Raw genomic sequence first — 18,050 nt, 5'->3', positions numbered from 1 at the left:
GTGGCCGAACCGCCGCGCCCCGATCGTCCCGGAGTGGACGATCCCGGCCGTGGTCGCCGCATCGCAGTCGACGTCGGCAGCGTCCGGATCGGGGTCGCCTCCAGCGACCCCGACGGCATCCTCGCCACCCCGGTCGAGACGGTGCCGCGGTCCAAGGAACGCGGACCCGACGCACCCGATATCCGGCGCATCGTCGAGATCGTTAGGGAATACGAGGCTGTTGAGGTTATCGTCGGGCTGCCGCAGACACTGCGCGGTGAGCCCGGCAAGGCTGCGAAACTGGCGAGCGACTTCGCGCGCCGACTTCGCCGTGCCCTACCCGACGTTCCTGTGCGCATGGCCGACGAACGCTTCACGACGGTCACTGCGGCGCGCGCCCTCCGCGAGAGCGGGGTGAGTGCGCGAGGTGCGCGGCCGGTCATCGACCAGGCTGCCGCCGTGGCCATCTTGCAGGGTTGGTTGGACGAGCGGAGTTCGGTAGTGAACGAGTCGGGGCGTGACGCGGGGGGCAGCCGGTGAGCCGGCACGGACGACACGACGACCATTCGGAGAACGCACGGGAGGATCTGTTCGCGGATCCCTATGCCGGTGGGTACACGCAACCGCCGGTCGATCGCACCGGAGCAGAGGATCCGTATCGCACCGGATCCCAGGATCCGTATCGATCCGACCCGCGGTACCGGTACGACGATCCGTACGCATCCGGCCCCCGGGGTCACGATGCGTACGGGCACGACCCGTACGGCGGTGGTGCGTACGAGGGCGCCCCGGGTGAGACCCCGGAGGCCCGTCGACCCGATCCGGACGATCACGAGACCACGGTCCTGAACTTCGAGCCGGGTGTGTTCGACGGCCCGCCGCCCGGTCACCCGGAACAGGGTTACGCCGAACAGGGTTATGCGGACCAGGGGTACGTCGAGCAGGGGTACGTCGAGCAGGGGTACGTCGAGCAGGGGTACGCCGAGCAGGGCTATGCCGAGCAGGGCTATGCCGAGCAGGGCTATGCCGAGCAGGGCTATGCCGAGCAGGGCTACGGCGACGGGGGCTACGCAGGATCCGGGTACGAGCAGGACGGATCGACCGACACCGATCCCGGATACGCTCCGGCCGATCACCCCGAGGGTGGACATCTCGACGACGAGTACCCGGGCGGATACTCCTACGCCGCACGCGACGCGAACCGTGACGGCCACCGCGACGACGACCCCGCCGACGACGCGGTCGCAGCGGAGGAGATCACCGCCGAGCAACGTGCGGTCCCCGTCGCGGTCGGTGGTTCGGAACGCGCTGCACGCCGCGATCCGAAGGCGAGCAGGCGCAAGAAACGCGGACGGGTCGTGGGCGCGCTCGCCGCCGCCGTGCTCCTGCTCGTCGTCGTGGGCGGCGGTTATCTCGCCTACGACCGGTTCCTCGGCACGAACCTTCCGCCGGACTTCACGGGACCTCCCGGACCTGCCGTCGTCGTCCAGGTCAACCCGGGCGAGACCGCCGGGGAGATCGGCAGCGAGTTCGTCGACAAGGGAGTCGTCGCGAGCTCCGCCGCCTTCTACGAAGCGGCCGTGCAGAACTCGGGGATGAACTCGCTGCAGCCCGGCTTCTACCAGGTGGCCACGAACATCCCGGCCGTCGACGCCGTCGCCGCGCTCGTCGACCCGGCCAGCCGGGTCGGTGCGCTCGTGATCTCCGAGGGACGTCAGCTCCACGACATCCGCGACGTCAATACCGGTGCCGTCCGCAAGGGCATCTACACACTCATCGCGGAGGCGAGCTGCCACGGCGATCCGGCCGCCGAGAACTGCGTCACCTACGAGGAACTCGACGCGGCCGGTGCCACCCCGGACCTGCAGGCACTCGGCGTTCCGGAATGGGCGCGCGACGCGGTGGCGAACGTGCCCGACCGCAGGCGGCAGCTCGAAGGCCTCATCGCCGCGGGCAGCTGGGATTTCGATCCGACGGCCGAACCCGTCGAGATCCTTGCCCGCCTGGTGTCGGAAAGCGCTGCGAGTTACGACGCGACGGGGATCACCGACGCGGCCGCACGGGTGGGGCTGACCCCGTACGAGATGCTCATCTCCGCATCGCTCGTCGAACGCGAGGCCCTGCCACAGGATTTCGCGAAGGTCGCGCGCGTGATCCTCAACCGCCTCGACATCGACCAGATGCTCCAGTTCGATTCGACCGTCAACTACGAGCTCGACGAGACCGAACTCGCGACCACCGACGCCGACCGCGCGCGGGTGACCCCCTGGAACACCTACGCCATGGTCGGTCTTCCGGCGACGCCCATCTCGTCACCGAGCATCGGCGCGCTGCAGGCGATGGAGAACCCGGAACCGGGGGAATGGATCTACTTCGTGACGATCGACGACAAGGGCACCACGCTCTTCGCGAACTCCTACGAGGAGCACCTGCAGAACACCGAACTGGCACTCGCGAGCGGGATCCTCGACAGTGGCCGCTGATCCGAAGTCGGGTGTCCGGAGGGCGGCGGTCCTCGGGAAACCCATCGCGCACTCGAAGTCGCCCCTGTTGCATCTCGCAGCGTACCGGGCCCTCGGGCTCGCCGAGTGGACCTACGAACGCATCGAATGCACCGGTGAACAACTACCGGGACTCGTGTCCTCACTCGGTGAGGAATGGGTCGGTCTGTCGGTGACGATGCCCGGCAAGTTCGCGGCGCTCGAGTTCGCCACCGAACGCACCGAGCGGGCCGTGAGGATCGGCTCGGCGAACACCCTCGTGCGCATCGAGAACGGGTGGCGTGCCGACTGCACCGACGTCGACGGCGTGTCCGGAGCACTGCGCTCGGCCGGCGTCGGTGATCTGTCCGACGCGGCGGCGGTCGTCGTGGGCTCGGGTGGTACCGCGCGGCCGGCGCTCGTCGGTCTCACCGACCTCGGTGTGCGCTCGGTGACCGTGGTCGCTCGGTCCGAGGAGAAGGCCCGAGCGACGTTCGATTGTCTCGACGACGACATCGAGGCCCGATGGCTGTCGTTCGACGCACCCGAACTCGGCCGGGTCTGCGCCGAGGCCGGAGCGCTCGTGAGCACCGTGCCCGCACCCGCGGCGGCGCCGTACGCGGAGGCTCTCGCACAGGCCCCGTGCATCCTCGACGCGATCTACGACCCTTGGCCCACGCCGCTCGCGGCAGCGGCCGAGGCGCGCGGCGTCCGCGTCGTCAGCGGTCTGCACATGCTGTTGAACCAGGCCTTCGGGCAGGTCGAGCAGTTCACGGGTCTCTCCGCCCCGCACGCGGAGATGGCGCGCGCCGTCGGACTCGACCTGAATTCTCCGCACCCGGCCTGAGAATTCGCGCGCTCCTCGATCCATAGATACGGGTGAGGGGTCCGATACCGAACAAGAATGGTCCACAAGCACTTTCCGGCCCCTTCGCGAAGTAGTGTCGGACCCGTCCGACGGCCGTGACGGCCGTCACCGCTGTCGCCTGCGGGTCGAGAAGGAGCAAACATGAGTGCAGTAATCGTCCAGGCCGTGCGTACGCCTGTCGGTAGGAGGAACGGCGGTCTGTCTGAACTTCGCGATCGCGAGCGTCGAAGCGGGACACTACGACGTCGTCGTCGCCGGTGGCGTCGAGGTGATGTCGCGGGTGCCCATGGGTACCTCGACCTCCGTGGGCGGGTCGCCCTACCCCGAGGCCTTTCTCGAGCGGTACGACGGGGTGCGGCCGAACCAGGGCATCGGTGCCGAGATGATCGCCGAGAAGTGGGGCCTGAGCCGCACCGACGTGGACGCCTTCTCCGCGCGTTCGCACGAACGCGCCGCCGCCGCCCAGGACGCCGGGCTGTTCGCCGACCAGATCGTGCCGGTGACCACCCCGGACGGAACTGTGGTCTCCCAGGACGAGGGCATTCGTCGCGGCACCACCGTCGAGAAGCTCGCCGGCCTGAAGACCGTCTTCAAGGAGGACGGCGTCATCCACGCCGGGAACTCCTCGCAGATCTCCGACGGGTCCGCCGCACTGCTCATCATGAGCGAGGAGGCCGCCGCGAAGCACGGTCTCACCCCGCTCGCGAAGATCCACACTGCCGTCGTGACCGGCTCCGACCCGGTCATCATGCTCACCGCACCCATCCCGGCGACGGAGAAGGCGCTCGCGAAGTCCGGCCTGTCCGTCGACGAGATCGGCGTCTTCGAGGTCAACGAGGCGTTCGCTCCGGTGCCCATGGCGTGGCAGACGGAGATCGGCGCACCCGAGGACAAGCTGAACCCCAACGGTGGTGCGATCGCCCTCGGTCACCCGCTCGGTGGTTCCGGTGCCCGCATCCTCACCGACATGATCTTCCACATGCGCCGCAACAACCTCCGGTACGGCCTGCAGACCATGTGCGAGGGTGGTGGACAGGCCAACGCCACCATCCTCGAGCTCACCGATGTGAAATAAGGCGAGGTCAACGCGCTCCTGCCCATCCGAGGTACTTCCTCGGATGGGCAGTTCTTGTTCAAGTACCATCCCTGGTCTTCTACGTTGATCAGACTGCTACCTAGATTTATCGGAAGAAAACCAACTACAGGACTGTTTCAGTGGTCTAATAGCGCATAGGCGAAAGGCTAAAGCCAGCTTTTCTCAACTGGGTGGTGCGTGATGATGCAGCAGAGCCATAGCGGCAGCCCGACCGGAGCTCCGATCGGGCATGCGCCTGCCGGTGCCCGTAACGACGCACCCCTCGTCACGCCTACCGAGAACGGATGGGAGTCCGACATGACCGAGACAAGCGCACAGAACGGATCGTTGAAGAACGCCTCGCCGGTGCGTCCGGCGAATACGACAGTAGAACTCCGGGTGGACGACCCGGCACGTGCCGTCCACCAGAACATCGACGGTCGTCGTCCTCAGCGGACCCGCGCGGCCGACCCGGAATCGGCCGCGACCGTCAGCCTGATCATCCCGGTCAGGAACGAGGCGCGGAACATCGCATGGGTGCTCGAGCACATCGTCGACGACGTCCACGAGATCATCCTCGTCGACGGGAATTCGACCGACGCGACACTCATCACTGCCAGTCGTTGCCGGCCCGACATCAAGGTGGTAGCTCAGGAGGGCACGGGGAAGGGCAGTGCGCTCCGAACCGGATTCCTTGCCGCCACCGGCGACATCATCGTCATGATGGACGCCGACGGCAGCATGGCGCCCCAAGAGATCCGGCACTATCTCCACTTCCTCACCAACGGATACGACTTCGTCAAGGGATCGCGCTTCATCGTCGGGGGCGGGTCGCTGGACATCACCGCGTTCCGCAGGCTCGGCAATCGATTCCTGTTGCGAGTGTTCAACAGCCTCTACGACGCCGAGCTCACCGACCTGTGCTACGGCTTCTGTGCGTTCCATCGGCGCTACCTCGACCTGTTGTCACTGTCCGCATCGGGTTTCGAGATCGAGGCGGAGATGGTCGTGAACGCCATGCAGGGCGGGCTTCGAATCGCAGAAGTGCCGAGTCTGGAGATGCCGAGGCGTTCCGGGAAGTCGAATCTCCACGCGATCCGCGACGGCGTCCGGGTGTTGCGCACCGTTCTGCGGGGTCACGACTCCGGACTTGCAGCGCACCTTGCACGGGCTCTGTCCTTCGGCAACGATGTGCAGCTCGCCCCTGCCGGCCCGCCCGCGCGATGAGCGGATTCGTCATGCTCGCATCGGATCCCGCCCCGCCACCGGTCGACATCCGGCGCGGAACAGGGGAGTGAGTCATGCGAGCACTGGTCACGGGCGCCGCGGGATTCATCGGCTCCACGCTGGTCGACCGGCTTCTCTCCGAGGGGCACCAGGTCGCCGGAGTCGACAATCTCCACTCGGGTGATGCTGCCAATCTGGATCTCGCTCGCGGTGGCGAGGCTGCACGTTCCGGTCGCTTCACCCTGGTGAGGATCGACATCGGGAATCCCGACTTCGTCGATGTCGTCGCGGGCTTCAACCCGGATGTCGTCTTCCATCTGGCGGCGCAGGTGGATCTGCGGAGGTCGGTGGTCGATCCTTTATTCGATGCGCGCACCAATGTGCTCGGCACGATCAATGTCTGCGAGGCGAGCAGGCGAGCGGGGGTGCGCAGAATCGTCTACGCCTCCTCGGCGGAGTCGTGGTACGGCACGCCGCACCACCTGCAGGAGGAGGAGTGCTCGTCCCCGGCTCCGCGCTCCCCCTATGCGGCGGCGAAGCGCGCCGGCGAGTTCTACCTGGGTGCGTACGCGGACATGTACGGACTGACCCCGATCAGTCTGGCACTGGCCGATGTGTACGGACCACGGCAGGATCCACGTGGGAGACCGGGGGCGATCGCGTTCGTCGGGGGCGCGCTCGCCGACGGTCGTCCTACGGAGGCGGGTGGGGACGGGACCGCCGTGCGCGACTACGTGTACGTGGACGACGTCGTCGACGCGTTCGTGCGTGCCGGGCAGGCTCCCGTTTCTCTCACGGGCAGTTATGTGATCGCGAGCGGGCGATCGACCACGATCGCCGAGGTGCACCGGTTGCTCGCGTTCTCGCCACAGATCCCGGATCCGTCCGGGTTCGCCGAGCCTTTCGCTGACGATCCGCACCTCCCGTCTTCGGACATAGGAAGGGCGAGAAGGGATCTCGGGTGGGCGCCTGTCGTCGACCTTGTCGAGGGCATCCGACGCACCGCGCAGTGGCTGCGTGCCCTGCCGGAACCGGTGTCGCCGGCCGATCCGGTCGTCGGGTGCCCCGTCGGAGAGGAGGCCCGCAGTGCCTCGTGATCTCGGCGGCAGACTCGTCGTAGTTCTGCGTCCGCCACGACAGTGCCCGTCACCGCGCCACCGGGTGCTCGCCGCTGCGGTGACGGCACTCGGCGGACTCGCGCTCGCCCTGAACGTCTCCCAGTCCGCAGGTCTGTGGGACCGGGGTGTCGTCGTGGCGTTCCTCCTCGCGGCTCCCACGGCCGCGCTCGTCCGGCTCCTCCCGGGACTCGGCCTCACCCTTGCGCTGCTCGTGGGTGGTGCAGGCGCGGTCGCTGTCAATGCCCTGATCGCACAGACGATGTTGTCCGCCGACGTCTGGTCGCCGTTCGGCGGTGTCGTCGCCGTCGCCCTCGCAGTGGGTCTGTTGTGGCTGTTGCCCGGAGGACGATCGGACATCGACCGGCCGGATGCCGGAGACGGGCTCCGTCCACCCTGTCTGCCCGGGTGACGGTCCCCCTCGTCCCTGATGTTCCCTACCACTACGAAGGCAGGTGCTGCATGACCGCGGCAACCCCCGGGCGTCCTCTCACCCTGAGTGTGGTGATCTGCGCCTATACATTCGACCGCTGGAACGACGTTCTCGCCGCCGTGAACTCGGTGAGCAACCAGACGGTGCCGGCGGCCGAGATCGTCGTCGTTGTCGACCACAATCCCGAGCTGCACGAGAAGTTGGGTGCCGCGTTGCCCCACGTGACCGTCGTGGAGAACCGGAAGCAACGCGGATTGTCCGGCGGCAAGGACACGGGCGTCGAAGTCACGTCCGGCAACGTGATCGCATTCCTGGACGACGATGCAGTGGCCCACCCGGACTGGCTCCGCCACTTCCGGGACGCCTACACCGACGAGAACATCGCGGGAGTCGGGGGCACGACGCTCCCTCTCTGGGAATCGGCGCGGCCCCGATGGTTCCCGGAGGAGTTCGACTGGGTGCTCGGATGTACCTTCACCGGTCGGGAGCCCGGACCGGTGCGGAATCTGCTCGGCGGCAATGCATCCTTCCGTCGCGAGGTCTTCACCGTGGCGGGCGGTTTCCCGAGTCACATCGGCCGGACCTCGGCGCAGCGTCGCCCTCTCGGGTGCGAGGAGACCGAGTTCTGCGTCCGAGTGGCACAACATCGTCCCGAGTGGAGATTCGTGTTCGAGCCCCGGTCGGTGATCTGGCATCGCGTTCCCGCGGCACGGGAGACCTTCTCGTACTTCCGGTCCCGGTGCTTCGCCGAAGGACTGTCGAAGGCGGCCGTCACACGTAGTGTCGGTGTCTCGGACGGACTCTCGGTCGAGCGGAAGTACACCACCCGCACCCTCACCCGCGGCATCGCGCGGGGTGTCGGTCAGGCACTGCGGGGCGACCGCGGCGGCATCGAGCGCTCCGGTGCCATTTCTGTCGGATTGTTTTCCGCCGCAGCAGGATATGCGCGCGGGGGTGCTCCCCTGCGTCGGCGGCCCCGGATGGTGGAGGCGTAGATGTCCGAGACGATTCCGATCCTCATGTACCACGCCGTCGCGGACGATCCGCCGGCCTCGACACGACGGTTGTCCGTCACCCCGCGGACGCTCGACGAGCAGGTGTCCTATCTCGTGGATCAGGACTACACCGCCCTGACCTTCTCGGATCTCGCAGAGGCTCTCTCCACCGGAGCGACACTGCCCGAACGGCCTGTGGTTCTCACCTTCGACGACGGCTACGCCGACTTCGCGCAGTCCGCCTGGCCGATCCTGCGCCGGCACGGTGTCCCGGCAACCGTCTTCGTCACGACCGGCTGGGTCGCCGACGCCGGCACGGATGCCGCCGGCTCGCCGCTCGATCGGATGTTGACCTGGGCGCAGATCCGTGAACTCGCGGCAGGGGGTATCGAGATCGGGGCGCACAGCCACAGCCACCCGGAACTCGACCAGCTCACCGATGCGGCGCTGCGCACCGAACTGCGGGTCGGACGGCAACTCCTCGAGGACTGTCTCGGGGCCCCGGTCCGTTCTCTTGCATATCCCTTCGGTTACTCGACCCCACGGGTGCGACGAGCCGTCCGGGAGGCGGGCTATCTCTGTGCGGCATCGGTGAAGAACGTGCGGGCGAGCACGTCCGACGATCTCTTCGCGCTGCCGCGGCTCACCATCCGGCGCAGCACCGGACCGGTCACCTTCGCCTCGATCATGGCCGGGGGCGACAAGCCGATCTTCCGCCGGGATCGTCTGTTGACGGCGGGGTGGGCGGCTGTCCGAGGCTCCCGGCGGGCCGGAAAGCGGGTACTGGGGCATGTATGAGCGTGCGATCGCGACCCGAGCGGCCGGCGAGGACTGCACACCCGGTCCCGGGTCCACCCGGGGCCGGCGGGGACACGACCGGAACAGTCCTCGCTTCCTGCAGAACGCCTATGCCCTCGTGCTCAACACCGGGATCTCGGGCGTCCTGGGCCTGGCCTACTGGGTTCTCGCGGCGCACTACTACGACGACACCGACGTCGGTCGGGGATCGGCGGCCATCTCGGCGCTGATGCTGCTGACGGGGTTGGTGTCGGTGAACTTCGCGGGCACGCTGAACCGTTTCATCCCCGAAGCCGGGCGACGCACCACTACCGTCGTCGTAGGCGTCTACGTCGTCACCTCCGCCGTCGTGGCCGTCCTCGCCGTGGGTCTGCTCTTCGCTCTCCACATGATGGGAGGGCCCGCCTACGACATCCTCCGGGAGCCGGGAACCCGGATCTGGTTCGTCGCCGCGGCGGTGGCGGCGAGTGTGATCACGGTGCAGGACAGCGTGCTGACCGGGTTGCGGGTCGCCGTATGGGTTCCGGTATGGAACGCGGTGTTCGCCGTGTCCAAGCTGGTCCTGCTGGTGGTGCTGGCGGAGACGCTGCCCCGGTCGGGAGTGTTCTTCTCCTGGATCGTGCCGATGATCGTCGTGATGTTCCCGGTGAACCTGCTGATCTTCGGCAGGCTTCTCCCACGTCATGTACGCACCGCCCCCTCCGCCTCGCAGTTGACAGCCGCGCAGGTGGGACGATTCTTCGCGGCCGACTATCTCGGTGCGCTGTTCCTGTACGGAACCATGTTCCTCGTACCGATCCTGGTGGCGGTTCGGGTGCAACCGCACACCTATGCGTACTTCTTCATCGCCTGGTCCGTCGCAACCATGATGAATCTCGTCGCCGTCAACATGGCCGTGCCCGTCGCCGTAGAAGGAGTGTGCGATCCGGCGCGCCTTGCCGACTACTGCCGCTCCGCTTTGACCCGCGCCCTGTGCCTGCTGATGGTCGGAGTCGTAGGGATTGGCCTTGCCGCTCCCTACGCCCTCGGTCTCCTCGGAGCCGGGTACCTCGACGCCGTGCCGCTGCTGCAGTTGCTGGCCTTCGCGAGCCTGCCCAGTGCAGTGGTGGACATCTACCTCGGAACTCTGCGGGCACGGACCGAGCGCCGGCGGATCATCGCGGTGCAGACGCTTCGGGCCACAGCGGTATTGGGCCTGGTCGTCCTTCTGCTGCACTACAACCAGGTGTTCCTGCGCTTCGGCGATCCCAGGCTCACGGCGGTGGGAGCGGCGGTCCTGCTCGGCCAGCTCGTCGCGATGTTGGCAGTGCTTCCGGAACTCGGGAGGCTCCTCGGTTGGTGGCGGCACTCCTCGTCGATCCCCGCCGACGAGGAGAACGCATGTCCTTGATCTACACCGACACGGACAGATCCGTCCCGACGACCGCCGGACTCCGGCGCGCCGAGGGTGGAGAGCGACCCACCTCCTTGCGTGCCGGTCACCGGCGTGTGCTCGTGGGGGTGCTCTGTCTCCTCACGGCGGGGGCGGTCGTGCTGTATCTCGTCGAGATGCCTGCGGTCGATCTGAATGCCATGACAGGCTCGGGGCTGATCTCGGTCCTGCCGGTGACGACCCTGTGCGGAATGGCGCTCCTGGTCGTCGTATACATCGGTTCCCTGTCTCTGCGGCAGGCCTGTGTCTGGCTCCTCTGTGTCCAGCTGCTGCTGCTCGTTCTCATGTTGCACGGCATCACCGTGCTGCTCGAGTCCGAGCCGCGGTTCGCAATCAGCTGGGTCCATGCCGGCTTCGTCGAATTCGTCGATCGCACCGGCACCACAGCGGCCGGGCTCGACGCCCGGTGGTCCTGGCCCGGCTTCTTCGGCCTCGCGGCATTCTGGGTCGGTTCCGGCGATCTCGGGGCGCTCTACCCCGTGATGATGCTGGCACCGATCGTGCACAACCTCCTCTACCTGGTGGCCCTCGGACTGTTGATGAGCTGCCTGAAGATGTCCTGGCAGGCGAAGTGGCTGGCAGCGATGTTCTTCTGTCTCCTCAACTGGATCGGGCAGGACTATTTCGCTCCTCAGGGGTTTGCGCTGCTGCTCTACCTGCTTCTGGTCGCTTTCCTCGTCAAGTGGTTCCGCGTTCCCGAGGACGCGGCGAGGGACCTCCCCGGACCTGCACGTGCTGTGCGCCGACTCTGGCGATGGGCCTGGGGAGGGGCAGAACGGGGCGAGCTGCCGGCTCGGGCCACCGGATCGTCGGAACGGGTCGTCGTGCTCGCCGTCGTCGTGGGCCTGTTCGCCACTGCCACCGTCAGTCATCAGCTGACCCCCTTCGCCATGATCGTCGCCACAGCGGGGCTGGTCGTCGCACGTCGGTGCACGCTCATCGGTCTGCCGGTGTTGCTCGGGGTCGTCGTCCTTGCCTGGATCAGCTACATGACCCAGGAATACTGGGCGGGCAATCTCAACGACGTCGTGAGCGGTGTCGGGGATGTGGGAGGTACCGTCTCCTCGAACATCGCCGACCGGGCCAGTCTCGGGGATGCCGCACACCAGCTGGTCGTGCGCGCACGAGTGCTCACCACGCTGACGGTCTTCCTCGCCGCGGGTGTCGGATTGCTCCGCCGACGACGGCACGGTATCGAGGACCGTGTGTTGCTCGTGCTTCTCGCGGCACCGATCGGCCTGGCTTTCATGCAGAGCTACGGCGGCGAGATGGCTTTGCGCATATACTTGTTCGCACTCGCTCCTGCCAGCGCGCTCGTCGCTCTTGCATTGTTCCCCCGGCCCGAAGCCCGTCCCTCCGTCCTGGCCCGCTGCGCCGCAGGCGTCTGCGCGTTGGGGATGCTGCTCACCTTTTTCGTCACCCGCTACGGCAACGAGGCGTTCGAACGGATTCCGGCAGGTGCTGTCGACGCGATCGGGACGATCTACGAACAGACCTCCCACAAGGTGAAATTTCTCTACGTCACCGCCGTCCCGGACCTCAATTCCACCCCCTTCATGCCCCTCGGGTACCGAGATGTGGAACGAGTGCAGTGGACGAACACGATGGCACCACTCGATCCGACCGATGTGACCGAGGTGCTACAGGCTCTGCGGGACCAGGGACCCGGGGGATATCTGGTCACCACCCGAAGTCAGGAGGCGTTCGTCATGTTCGGTCAGGGATATCCCGTGGGCTGGAACGACGAGTTCCGCAGCACGCTCGCCTCCACCCCCGGAGTCCGAGTGATCGTCGAGAATCCGGACGCCACCGTCTACGCCCTCGATCAACCGCTCGGGTCGACGCCCGAACCACTCGTACCACCACCGACCGGACTTCAGGTGTGGCGGACACCGTGGACCCCCGTCGGCGTGGGGTTCCTGGTTCTGCTGCTCGGCGTGCTCGGCACACGTGAGGTGTGGCGGATCCGTCTGCCGTCCTCCGAGCACCGGCGACTGCGTGCACTCACCTTCGCTTCGATCCCGCTCCTGATCGGATTCGTGGTCGTCGTCCTCGAGCGTTTCGTGTTGTTGACGTCCTGAACGAACCCGCGAGCCGGAACCGACTGCCGATCAACTCCTACCGAACGGCTGAACCATGACTCACACAACCTTTCCCGAACCGTCGAGAAGGCTCGCCGACACCGGCGTCCTCGGCGACGTGATCGCGGACTTCGACGACGTCGTCCGGGTCCACGCGGAGAACGCCGCCGTCGAGGACAACGGTGCGGTCGTCACCTACCGAGACCTCGCGGAACGCGTACGCGTCACCGCATCGCGTTACCGGGCGCGTGGATTCGGATCCGGCCTCTCGTCGCCGCCCGTCGGTATTCTGGTCTCGCATACACCCGCCGTGGTGGAACACCTGCTCGGTGTCCTGTACGCCGGAGCCACCTACTGCCCGATCGACATCGCGCTTCCGGTCGCCCGCAAGCAGTCTCTCGCCGCCGCACTCGGGGTGGATCGCCTGTTCGCGGCGAGCCGGGAACTGCACGAAGCGACAACCCTCGGGATCCACACGATCGACGGGGACCCGGTGGAGGTCGACGTCGAGCCGTACTCGCCGTCGAGTCGGGGCGACGACCCCGCTTACGTACTGTGCACCTCGGGGTCGACGGGAACGCCCAAACCGGTGGTGGTCTCACGGCGGGCACTGACCACCACCGTGCGTGCTCTACGCGAACTCTTCGCGATCACCCCGGACGACCGGGTGCTCCAATTCGCGTCTCTCGGCTGGGACACCTGTCTGGAGGAAATCCTGCCGGCATTGACCGCCGGCGCGACCCTGGTCTTCGACAAGGCCGCACATGCGGGAACCTTCCCGCCGTTCCTGCGTATGCTCGAGGATCGACGGATCACCGTGCTCGACCTGCCGACGGCCTTCTGGCACGAACTCGTGCTCCACCTGTACGAGGAACAGGCCGGACTTCCGGACAGCGTCCGGCTCGTGGTGATCGGCGGCGAGCGGATCGACCCCACACGCCTGCGGCAATGGCGTGATCTCGACCTCGGTCACGTCCGGCTGCTCAACACCTACGGGTGCACCGAGACGACGATGATCACCCATGCGGTGCAGCTGAACGGTCCCGGCACCGAAGCGGTGGTCACCGACCCCGACGCCGACGCGCCGATCGGGCGACCGTTGCCCCACCTGCGCGATCACGTCACCGAGGAGGGGGAACTACTCGTCTCGGGACCGTCGCTCGCCACCGGCTACGGCGGGTTGCCGGAGCTCACTGCGGCTGCCTTCCCGGTCGCCGACCACGGTTCCGGGCCGACCCGGTGGTTTCACACCGGCGATCTGGTGACCCGCGGCGCCGACGGGTTGCTGTACGCACGCGGCCGTGCCGACGAACAGGTGAAGGTCCTCGGTGTCCGCGTACATCCTGCCGAGGTCGAAGCCCGGCTGACCGCACATCCTGCGGTGGCGGGTGCCGTGGTGGTGGGGGAGCGCCTGCTCGGCCGGACATCGCTGACCGCCTACGTGGTGCGGACGGGTGAGACGTCACAGGCCGAACTGAAACATTATCTGCGAGAGCACCTTCCCAGTCAATTTGTTCCGTCACGAGTGAAATTCGTTGCCGCGCTGGCATACACGTCCAGCGGAAAAATCGATCGGGAGGCAACGCGGCGTGCCGTACCCGACAGTGCCAGCAAAGGAGCAGAACGATGACCACCGACTACATTGTCCGCATCTTCCGCAGGGTCCTCGACACGAACGCTGTGGACGAGCACTCGGACTTCTTCGACCTCGGCGGCGATTCACTGCTCGCCACCCGGGTACTGAGCGCGATCGCCCGGGACTGTGGCACGGAACTGTCGTACGACGAATTCGCCGATGATCCTTCTCCGGCAGGGCTGTTCGTCCGGATCGCGGCGGTGGCGTCATGAGAGGGGACACGATGCGCGTCGTCATCGTCGGTGCCGGACTGGCCGGGCTGACCGCCGCTGTCGAATTGGTGGCGGCCGGGGCGGAGGTCACCGTCCTCGAGGCTCGCGATCGTGTGGGTGGGCGGATGCACGGCATCTCTGCGACCGCAACCGCAGTCGCCGACGGGGGCGCCGCTTATCTGGGAGTGCGACACACCGCGCTGCTCGAGCAGGTGGAGGAGTACGGACTGCACCTGGCCTCCACCGGCATGGTGGGGGACAGCACGTTCCTGGTGTCGGATCGGCGGACGACCACCGCCAGCCGAGTGCCCCCACTGGACGCGGTCGCACTCGGCGACCTGTTCGACCGGCTCGAGGACCTCGTCGCGTCGGTGCGACCGGATGCGCCGTGGTCGAGCCCGCAGGCGGAACGCCTCGATCGGGTCACGGCCGCCCGCTGGCTCGCCGACGAGGTGACTCATCCCGACGCACGGACCTTCTTCCCGTTGTTCCTCGGCGAGATGATGGCCGCCGATCCCGCTGCGATCTCCGTCCTGCACATGGCGTTCTATCTGCGATCCGGTGGGGGAATTCGCTACCTCAACGCGTTCGAGGGCGGTGCTCAGCAATGGCGGATCGACGGCGGCGCACACCTGTTGTGCGAGGCGCTCGGCGACCGGCTGGGCGACCGGATACGGCTGAGCAGCCCTGTCTCGGCGATCGAGCAGGGCGATGACGGGGTCCTGGTGCGGTGCGTCGCCGATGAGGACGGCCGGTCGTCCGAATACCGAGCCGACCGGGTCGTCGTCGCCGTACCGCCACTGCTGGCCGAACGGATCGACTTCCTGCCCGGTCTGCGTACCCCGCGGGCCACCGCGGCCACCGGGCGCGGTTGCGCGGTCAAGGTGCATCTCGGTTATCCGGATCCGGTGTGGCGCGAGAGCGGCCTGTCCGGGTGGTCGGTGAGTACGGACGGACCCTTGCTCTCGACCGTCGACGATTCTCCACCGGACGGATCCGCCGGTGTGCTCACCGGGTTCGTGACCGGAGCGGAGGCGATCGCTTACTCGGCCCTGCCCGGCGACCGGCAGAAGGAAGCGGCACTGGCCCACACCCACCGCCTCTTCCCACAGTTGCCGCCGCCGACGCACTTCGCGGTGACCGACTGGCTCCGCGAGAAGTACAGCAGAGGCTGCTACGCAGCGCTGTTCGGTCCGGGGGACTGGCTGCAGCTGGGACCGACACTGACCGAACCGCACGGTCGGGTCCATTGGGCCGGCACCGAAACCAGTCTCGAATTCTTCGGGTTGATGGAAGGAGCCATCAGGTCCGGCCGGCGGGTCGCGACCGAACTGATCCACGGCGCCGAATCGGCGATCCCGTCACGAAAGGTCCTGTCGCGATGACCACCTACCTCGACACCGAACAGACAGGTTTCACAGCCGTCGCCCATCAGCCCTACACCTACGTCCGACGGAGGCTGTCCGAACCCGATTGGCGGCGCTATCCGGGCTGGGCAGCGGTCACCGAAGCCGAGTGGCGCGATCCGCAATGGCAGCGTGCGCACTCGGTCAAGAACATCGCCCAGTTGCGCGCGGTGGCGGGAGACCTGCTCGACGAGCGGTTCTACGACGACCTGTATGCGGACCAGCAGCAACGAGCGACCATGTCGATGCTGTTGCCTCCACAGATGCTCAACACCATGGCACCGCACCATGTCCGGGGATCGCGTGAGTTCACCGACGCGTTCTACGCCGATCCCATCCGCCGCTACATGCTGCCGGTGCTCAGCGACCGCGAATCGGACTGGAGTTCCCATCCGTACGCCGAACGCGACTCGCTGCACGAGAGTGACATGTGGGTAGTCGAGGGACTGACACACCGGTACCCGACCAAGGTTCTCGCTGAGCTGCTGTCGACCTGCCCGCAGTACTGTGGGCACTGCACGCGCATGGATCTGGTCGGCAATTCCACGCCTACGGTCGGCAAGAGCAAGCTGACCCTGCATCCGGTCGATCGGCAGGAGCGGATGCTGGATTACTTGCGCGCCACCCCGACCGTACGAGACGTCGTGGTCTCCGGCGGCGACGTGGCCAACCTGCCGTGGCCGAGACTGGAATCGTTCCTCCTGCAGTTGCTCGAGATCGATACCATCCGCGACATCCGGTTGGCGTCGAAGGCTCTGGCCGCGCTGCCGCAACACTGGTTGCAGCCCAAGGTCGTCGAGGGAGTCGAACGCGTGGCCCGCCTCGCCGCGGCCCGCGGGGTCAACCTCGCACTGCACACCCACATCAACCATGTGCAGTCGGTGACACCGCTGGTCGCGGAGGCGACCCGCGCGCTGCTCGACGTCGGGTTGCGTGACGTACGGAACCAGGGGGTGCTGCTACGTGGGGTGAACGCCACCGCAGTAGACCTGCTCGACCTGTGCTTCGCCTTGCAGGGGGAGGCGAACATCCTGCCGTACTACTTCTACATGTGCGACATGATCCCACACGCCGAACACTGGCGGACGGCACTGTGGGAGGCCCAGCAGCTGCAACTGGAAATCATGGGATACCTTCCCGGATTCGCAACCCCGCGCATCGTGTGCGACGTGCCTTACGTCGGGAAACGGTGGGTCGATCAGGTGGTCTACTACGACCGGATCCGAGGGATCTCGCACTGGAGCAAGAACTACCGTACCGGACTCGACGGATCGGACCCCGATGCCCTCAGCCGGGTCTATCCCTATTACGACCCGATCGGCAGTCTCCCCCCGTCGGGTCAGGCATGGTGGCGCAAGACATGCGCATCCCGCGGCGCAGCGTCGTCGACTGTGCACGAGGAGGGATCATGAGCGGCCGATCGCGGGTGGCACCTGTCCCGATCACCGATGCCGACGTCGCCGACGTAGCGGAGTTCCTGCGCGTCAACCACAATCCCCGAGTGCCCTGGGAACGGGCGATCGCGGCGGTGCCGTGGAAGGTGGAGGCACCGAACTTCGGTTTCATGCTCCGGGACGGCGGATCCGTCGTCGGCACACTGTTGGCCCTGTATTCGGAACGGACAGTGGCGGGGCGGACGGAGCGGTTCTGCAACATGAGTTCGTGGTGCGTGCTTCCCGAGTACCGCTCCGGAAGCCTGTCGTTGCTCAGGGCATTGCTGGCGCAGGAGGGTTACAACTTCACGGTGTTGTCTCCTGACGACGGACCGCAGGAGATCCTTGCCTGGCACAAGTTCCGCCACCTCGACACATCGGCGGCCCTTGTCCCCAATCTTCCGTGGCCGAGCCTTCCCGGCCGGACGCGGATCAGTGCCGATCCGGAGGTCATCGAACGGACGCTTTCCGGTGCGGAACTGGAGCTCTACCACGATCACGCCGGGGCACTCGCCGCGAAGCACCTCGTGCTGATCCGGGGGAGGAGATCCTGTTACGTGATGTACCGGACGTTCCGGTATCGGGGACTGCCGGTGTTCGCGATCGTCCTTCACGTCGGGGACCCCGGCCTGTTCCGGCGCGCCCTGCGACCGCTGTCCCGGCATCTGCTGGTGCGGCACGGACTTCTGGCGACGCTGGTCGAAGTGCGGACTGCCGGCCCTCGGCCCGCTCTGTCGTTCCCGCTGAACAACTGGCCGAAGATGTACCGCAGCGAAGACCTCACTGCCGGAGCGATCGACGATCTGTACAGCGAACTCGTATGTGTGCCCTGGTGACGCGAGACCCGGTGACCGGTCGACCGGAGCCGTGGCCGGAAGGA

15 protein-coding genes and 1 pseudogene are annotated in these 18,050 nt (G+C 66.9%); all 16 read left to right on the top strand.

The features are described 5' to 3' along the window. The 16 genes and pseudogenes from ruvX to ACPCXD_RS06430 all read left to right on the top strand — a co-directional run bounded on the left by ruvX (position 1) and on the right by ACPCXD_RS06430 (position 18,006). Positions 1–519 (top strand): Holliday junction resolvase RuvX, encoded by a 519-nt coding sequence (ruvX, locus tag ACPCXD_RS06505; protein WP_423658969.1) that lies wholly within the window; start codon positions 1–3, stop codon positions 517–519. Continuing rightward, positions 516–2,462, top strand: coding sequence for an endolytic transglycosylase MltG (locus tag ACPCXD_RS06500; RefSeq protein ID WP_423658967.1), 1,947 nt, complete (start codon positions 516–518; stop codon positions 2,460–2,462). The genes ruvX and ACPCXD_RS06500 overlap by 4 nt, the downstream gene beginning before the upstream one ends. Beyond that, positions 2,452–3,306 (top strand): shikimate dehydrogenase, encoded by an 855-nt coding sequence (locus ACPCXD_RS06495; RefSeq protein WP_423658965.1) that lies wholly within the window; start codon positions 2,452–2,454, stop codon positions 3,304–3,306. Before ACPCXD_RS06500 ends, ACPCXD_RS06495 begins: the two co-directional genes overlap by 11 nt. Positions 3,307–3,529: 223 nt before the next feature. After that, positions 3,530–4,402 (top strand): annotated as a pseudogene (locus ACPCXD_RS06490) (thiolase family protein); the annotation flags it as partial. Between the two features lie 318 nt (positions 4,403–4,720). Further along, positions 4,721–5,629: a glycosyltransferase family 2 protein gene (locus tag ACPCXD_RS06485; RefSeq protein ID WP_016691648.1), complete on the top strand. Its 909-nt coding sequence runs from the start codon at positions 4,721–4,723 to the stop codon at positions 5,627–5,629. A 74-nt stretch (positions 5,630–5,703) separates the two neighbouring features. Further along, positions 5,704–6,726, top strand: coding sequence for an NAD-dependent epimerase/dehydratase family protein (locus tag ACPCXD_RS06480; RefSeq protein ID WP_423658963.1), 1,023 nt, complete (start codon positions 5,704–5,706; stop codon positions 6,724–6,726). Further along, a complete protein-coding gene (locus tag ACPCXD_RS06475; RefSeq protein ID WP_423658961.1) occupies positions 6,716–7,156 on the top strand; it encodes a hypothetical protein in 441 nt (146 codons plus the stop codon). Before ACPCXD_RS06480 ends, ACPCXD_RS06475 begins: the two co-directional genes overlap by 11 nt. A gap of 50 nt (positions 7,157–7,206) precedes the next feature. Beyond that, entirely contained in the window at positions 7,207–8,172 is a 966-nt protein-coding gene (locus ACPCXD_RS06470) for a glycosyltransferase family 2 protein (RefSeq protein ID WP_423658959.1), read from the top strand. Beyond that, positions 8,173–8,970, top strand: coding sequence for a polysaccharide deacetylase family protein (locus tag ACPCXD_RS06465; RefSeq protein WP_016691652.1), 798 nt, complete (start codon positions 8,173–8,175; stop codon positions 8,968–8,970). Continuing rightward, positions 8,963–10,360, top strand: a complete 1,398-nt coding sequence (locus tag ACPCXD_RS06460; protein ID WP_423658957.1) for a lipopolysaccharide biosynthesis protein — start codon at positions 8,963–8,965, stop codon at positions 10,358–10,360. The genes ACPCXD_RS06465 and ACPCXD_RS06460 overlap by 8 nt, the downstream gene beginning before the upstream one ends. Continuing rightward, the gene (locus ACPCXD_RS06455; RefSeq protein WP_423658955.1) at positions 10,351–12,483 is read left to right on the top strand and encodes a hypothetical protein; all 2,133 of its coding nucleotides are present in this window, start codon (positions 10,351–10,353) and stop codon (positions 12,481–12,483) included. The genes ACPCXD_RS06460 and ACPCXD_RS06455 overlap by 10 nt, the downstream gene beginning before the upstream one ends. A gap of 55 nt (positions 12,484–12,538) precedes the next feature. Next, positions 12,539–14,113 carry an AMP-binding protein gene (locus ACPCXD_RS06450; protein WP_423658953.1) on the top strand — a complete coding sequence of 525 codons (1,575 nt, stop codon included), beginning with the start codon at positions 12,539–12,541 and terminating at the stop codon, positions 14,111–14,113. Further along, entirely contained in the window at positions 14,110–14,331 is a 222-nt protein-coding gene (locus ACPCXD_RS06445) for an acyl carrier protein (protein WP_016691654.1), read from the top strand. Before ACPCXD_RS06450 ends, ACPCXD_RS06445 begins: the two co-directional genes overlap by 4 nt. Beyond that, the gene (locus ACPCXD_RS06440) at positions 14,328–15,716 is read left to right on the top strand and encodes a flavin monoamine oxidase family protein (protein WP_423658951.1); all 1,389 of its coding nucleotides are present in this window, start codon (positions 14,328–14,330) and stop codon (positions 15,714–15,716) included. The genes ACPCXD_RS06445 and ACPCXD_RS06440 overlap by 4 nt, the downstream gene beginning before the upstream one ends. After that, positions 15,713–17,149, top strand: coding sequence for a KamA family radical SAM protein (locus tag ACPCXD_RS06435; protein WP_423658949.1), 1,437 nt, complete (start codon positions 15,713–15,715; stop codon positions 17,147–17,149). The genes ACPCXD_RS06440 and ACPCXD_RS06435 overlap by 4 nt, the downstream gene beginning before the upstream one ends. Then, the gene (locus ACPCXD_RS06430; protein WP_423658947.1) at positions 17,146–18,006 is read left to right on the top strand and encodes a hypothetical protein; all 861 of its coding nucleotides are present in this window, start codon (positions 17,146–17,148) and stop codon (positions 18,004–18,006) included. Before ACPCXD_RS06435 ends, ACPCXD_RS06430 begins: the two co-directional genes overlap by 4 nt. The last annotated feature ends 44 nt before the right edge of the window (positions 18,007–18,050 follow it).

Origin of the sequence: Rhodococcus sp. AB351 (genome assembly GCF_049538275.1) — a bacterium.
Lineage (GTDB): Bacteria > Actinomycetota > Actinomycetes > Mycobacteriales > Mycobacteriaceae > Rhodococcus.
This window is presented reverse-complemented; position numbering and strand designations above follow the sequence as displayed.

Coding starts and splice junctions, on each gene's coding strand:
- ACPCXD_RS06485 (WP_016691648.1), top strand. CDS start 4,721: ATGACCGAGACAAGCGCACAGAACGGATCGTTGAAGAACGCCTCGCCG.
- ACPCXD_RS06480 (WP_423658963.1), top strand. CDS start 5,704: ATGCGAGCACTGGTCACGGGCGCCGCGGGATTCATCGGCTCCACGCTG.
- ACPCXD_RS06470 (WP_423658959.1), top strand. CDS start 7,207: ATGACCGCGGCAACCCCCGGGCGTCCTCTCACCCTGAGTGTGGTGATC.
- ACPCXD_RS06465 (WP_016691652.1), top strand. CDS start 8,173: ATGTCCGAGACGATTCCGATCCTCATGTACCACGCCGTCGCGGACGAT.
- ACPCXD_RS06460 (WP_423658957.1), top strand. CDS start 8,963: ATGTATGAGCGTGCGATCGCGACCCGAGCGGCCGGCGAGGACTGCACA.
- ACPCXD_RS06455 (WP_423658955.1), top strand. CDS start 10,351: ATGTCCTTGATCTACACCGACACGGACAGATCCGTCCCGACGACCGCC.
- ACPCXD_RS06450 (WP_423658953.1), top strand. CDS start 12,539: ATGACTCACACAACCTTTCCCGAACCGTCGAGAAGGCTCGCCGACACC.
- ACPCXD_RS06445 (WP_016691654.1), top strand. CDS start 14,110: ATGACCACCGACTACATTGTCCGCATCTTCCGCAGGGTCCTCGACACG.
- ACPCXD_RS06440 (WP_423658951.1), top strand. CDS start 14,328: ATGAGAGGGGACACGATGCGCGTCGTCATCGTCGGTGCCGGACTGGCC.
- ACPCXD_RS06435 (WP_423658949.1), top strand. CDS start 15,713: ATGACCACCTACCTCGACACCGAACAGACAGGTTTCACAGCCGTCGCC.
- ACPCXD_RS06430 (WP_423658947.1), top strand. CDS start 17,146: ATGAGCGGCCGATCGCGGGTGGCACCTGTCCCGATCACCGATGCCGAC.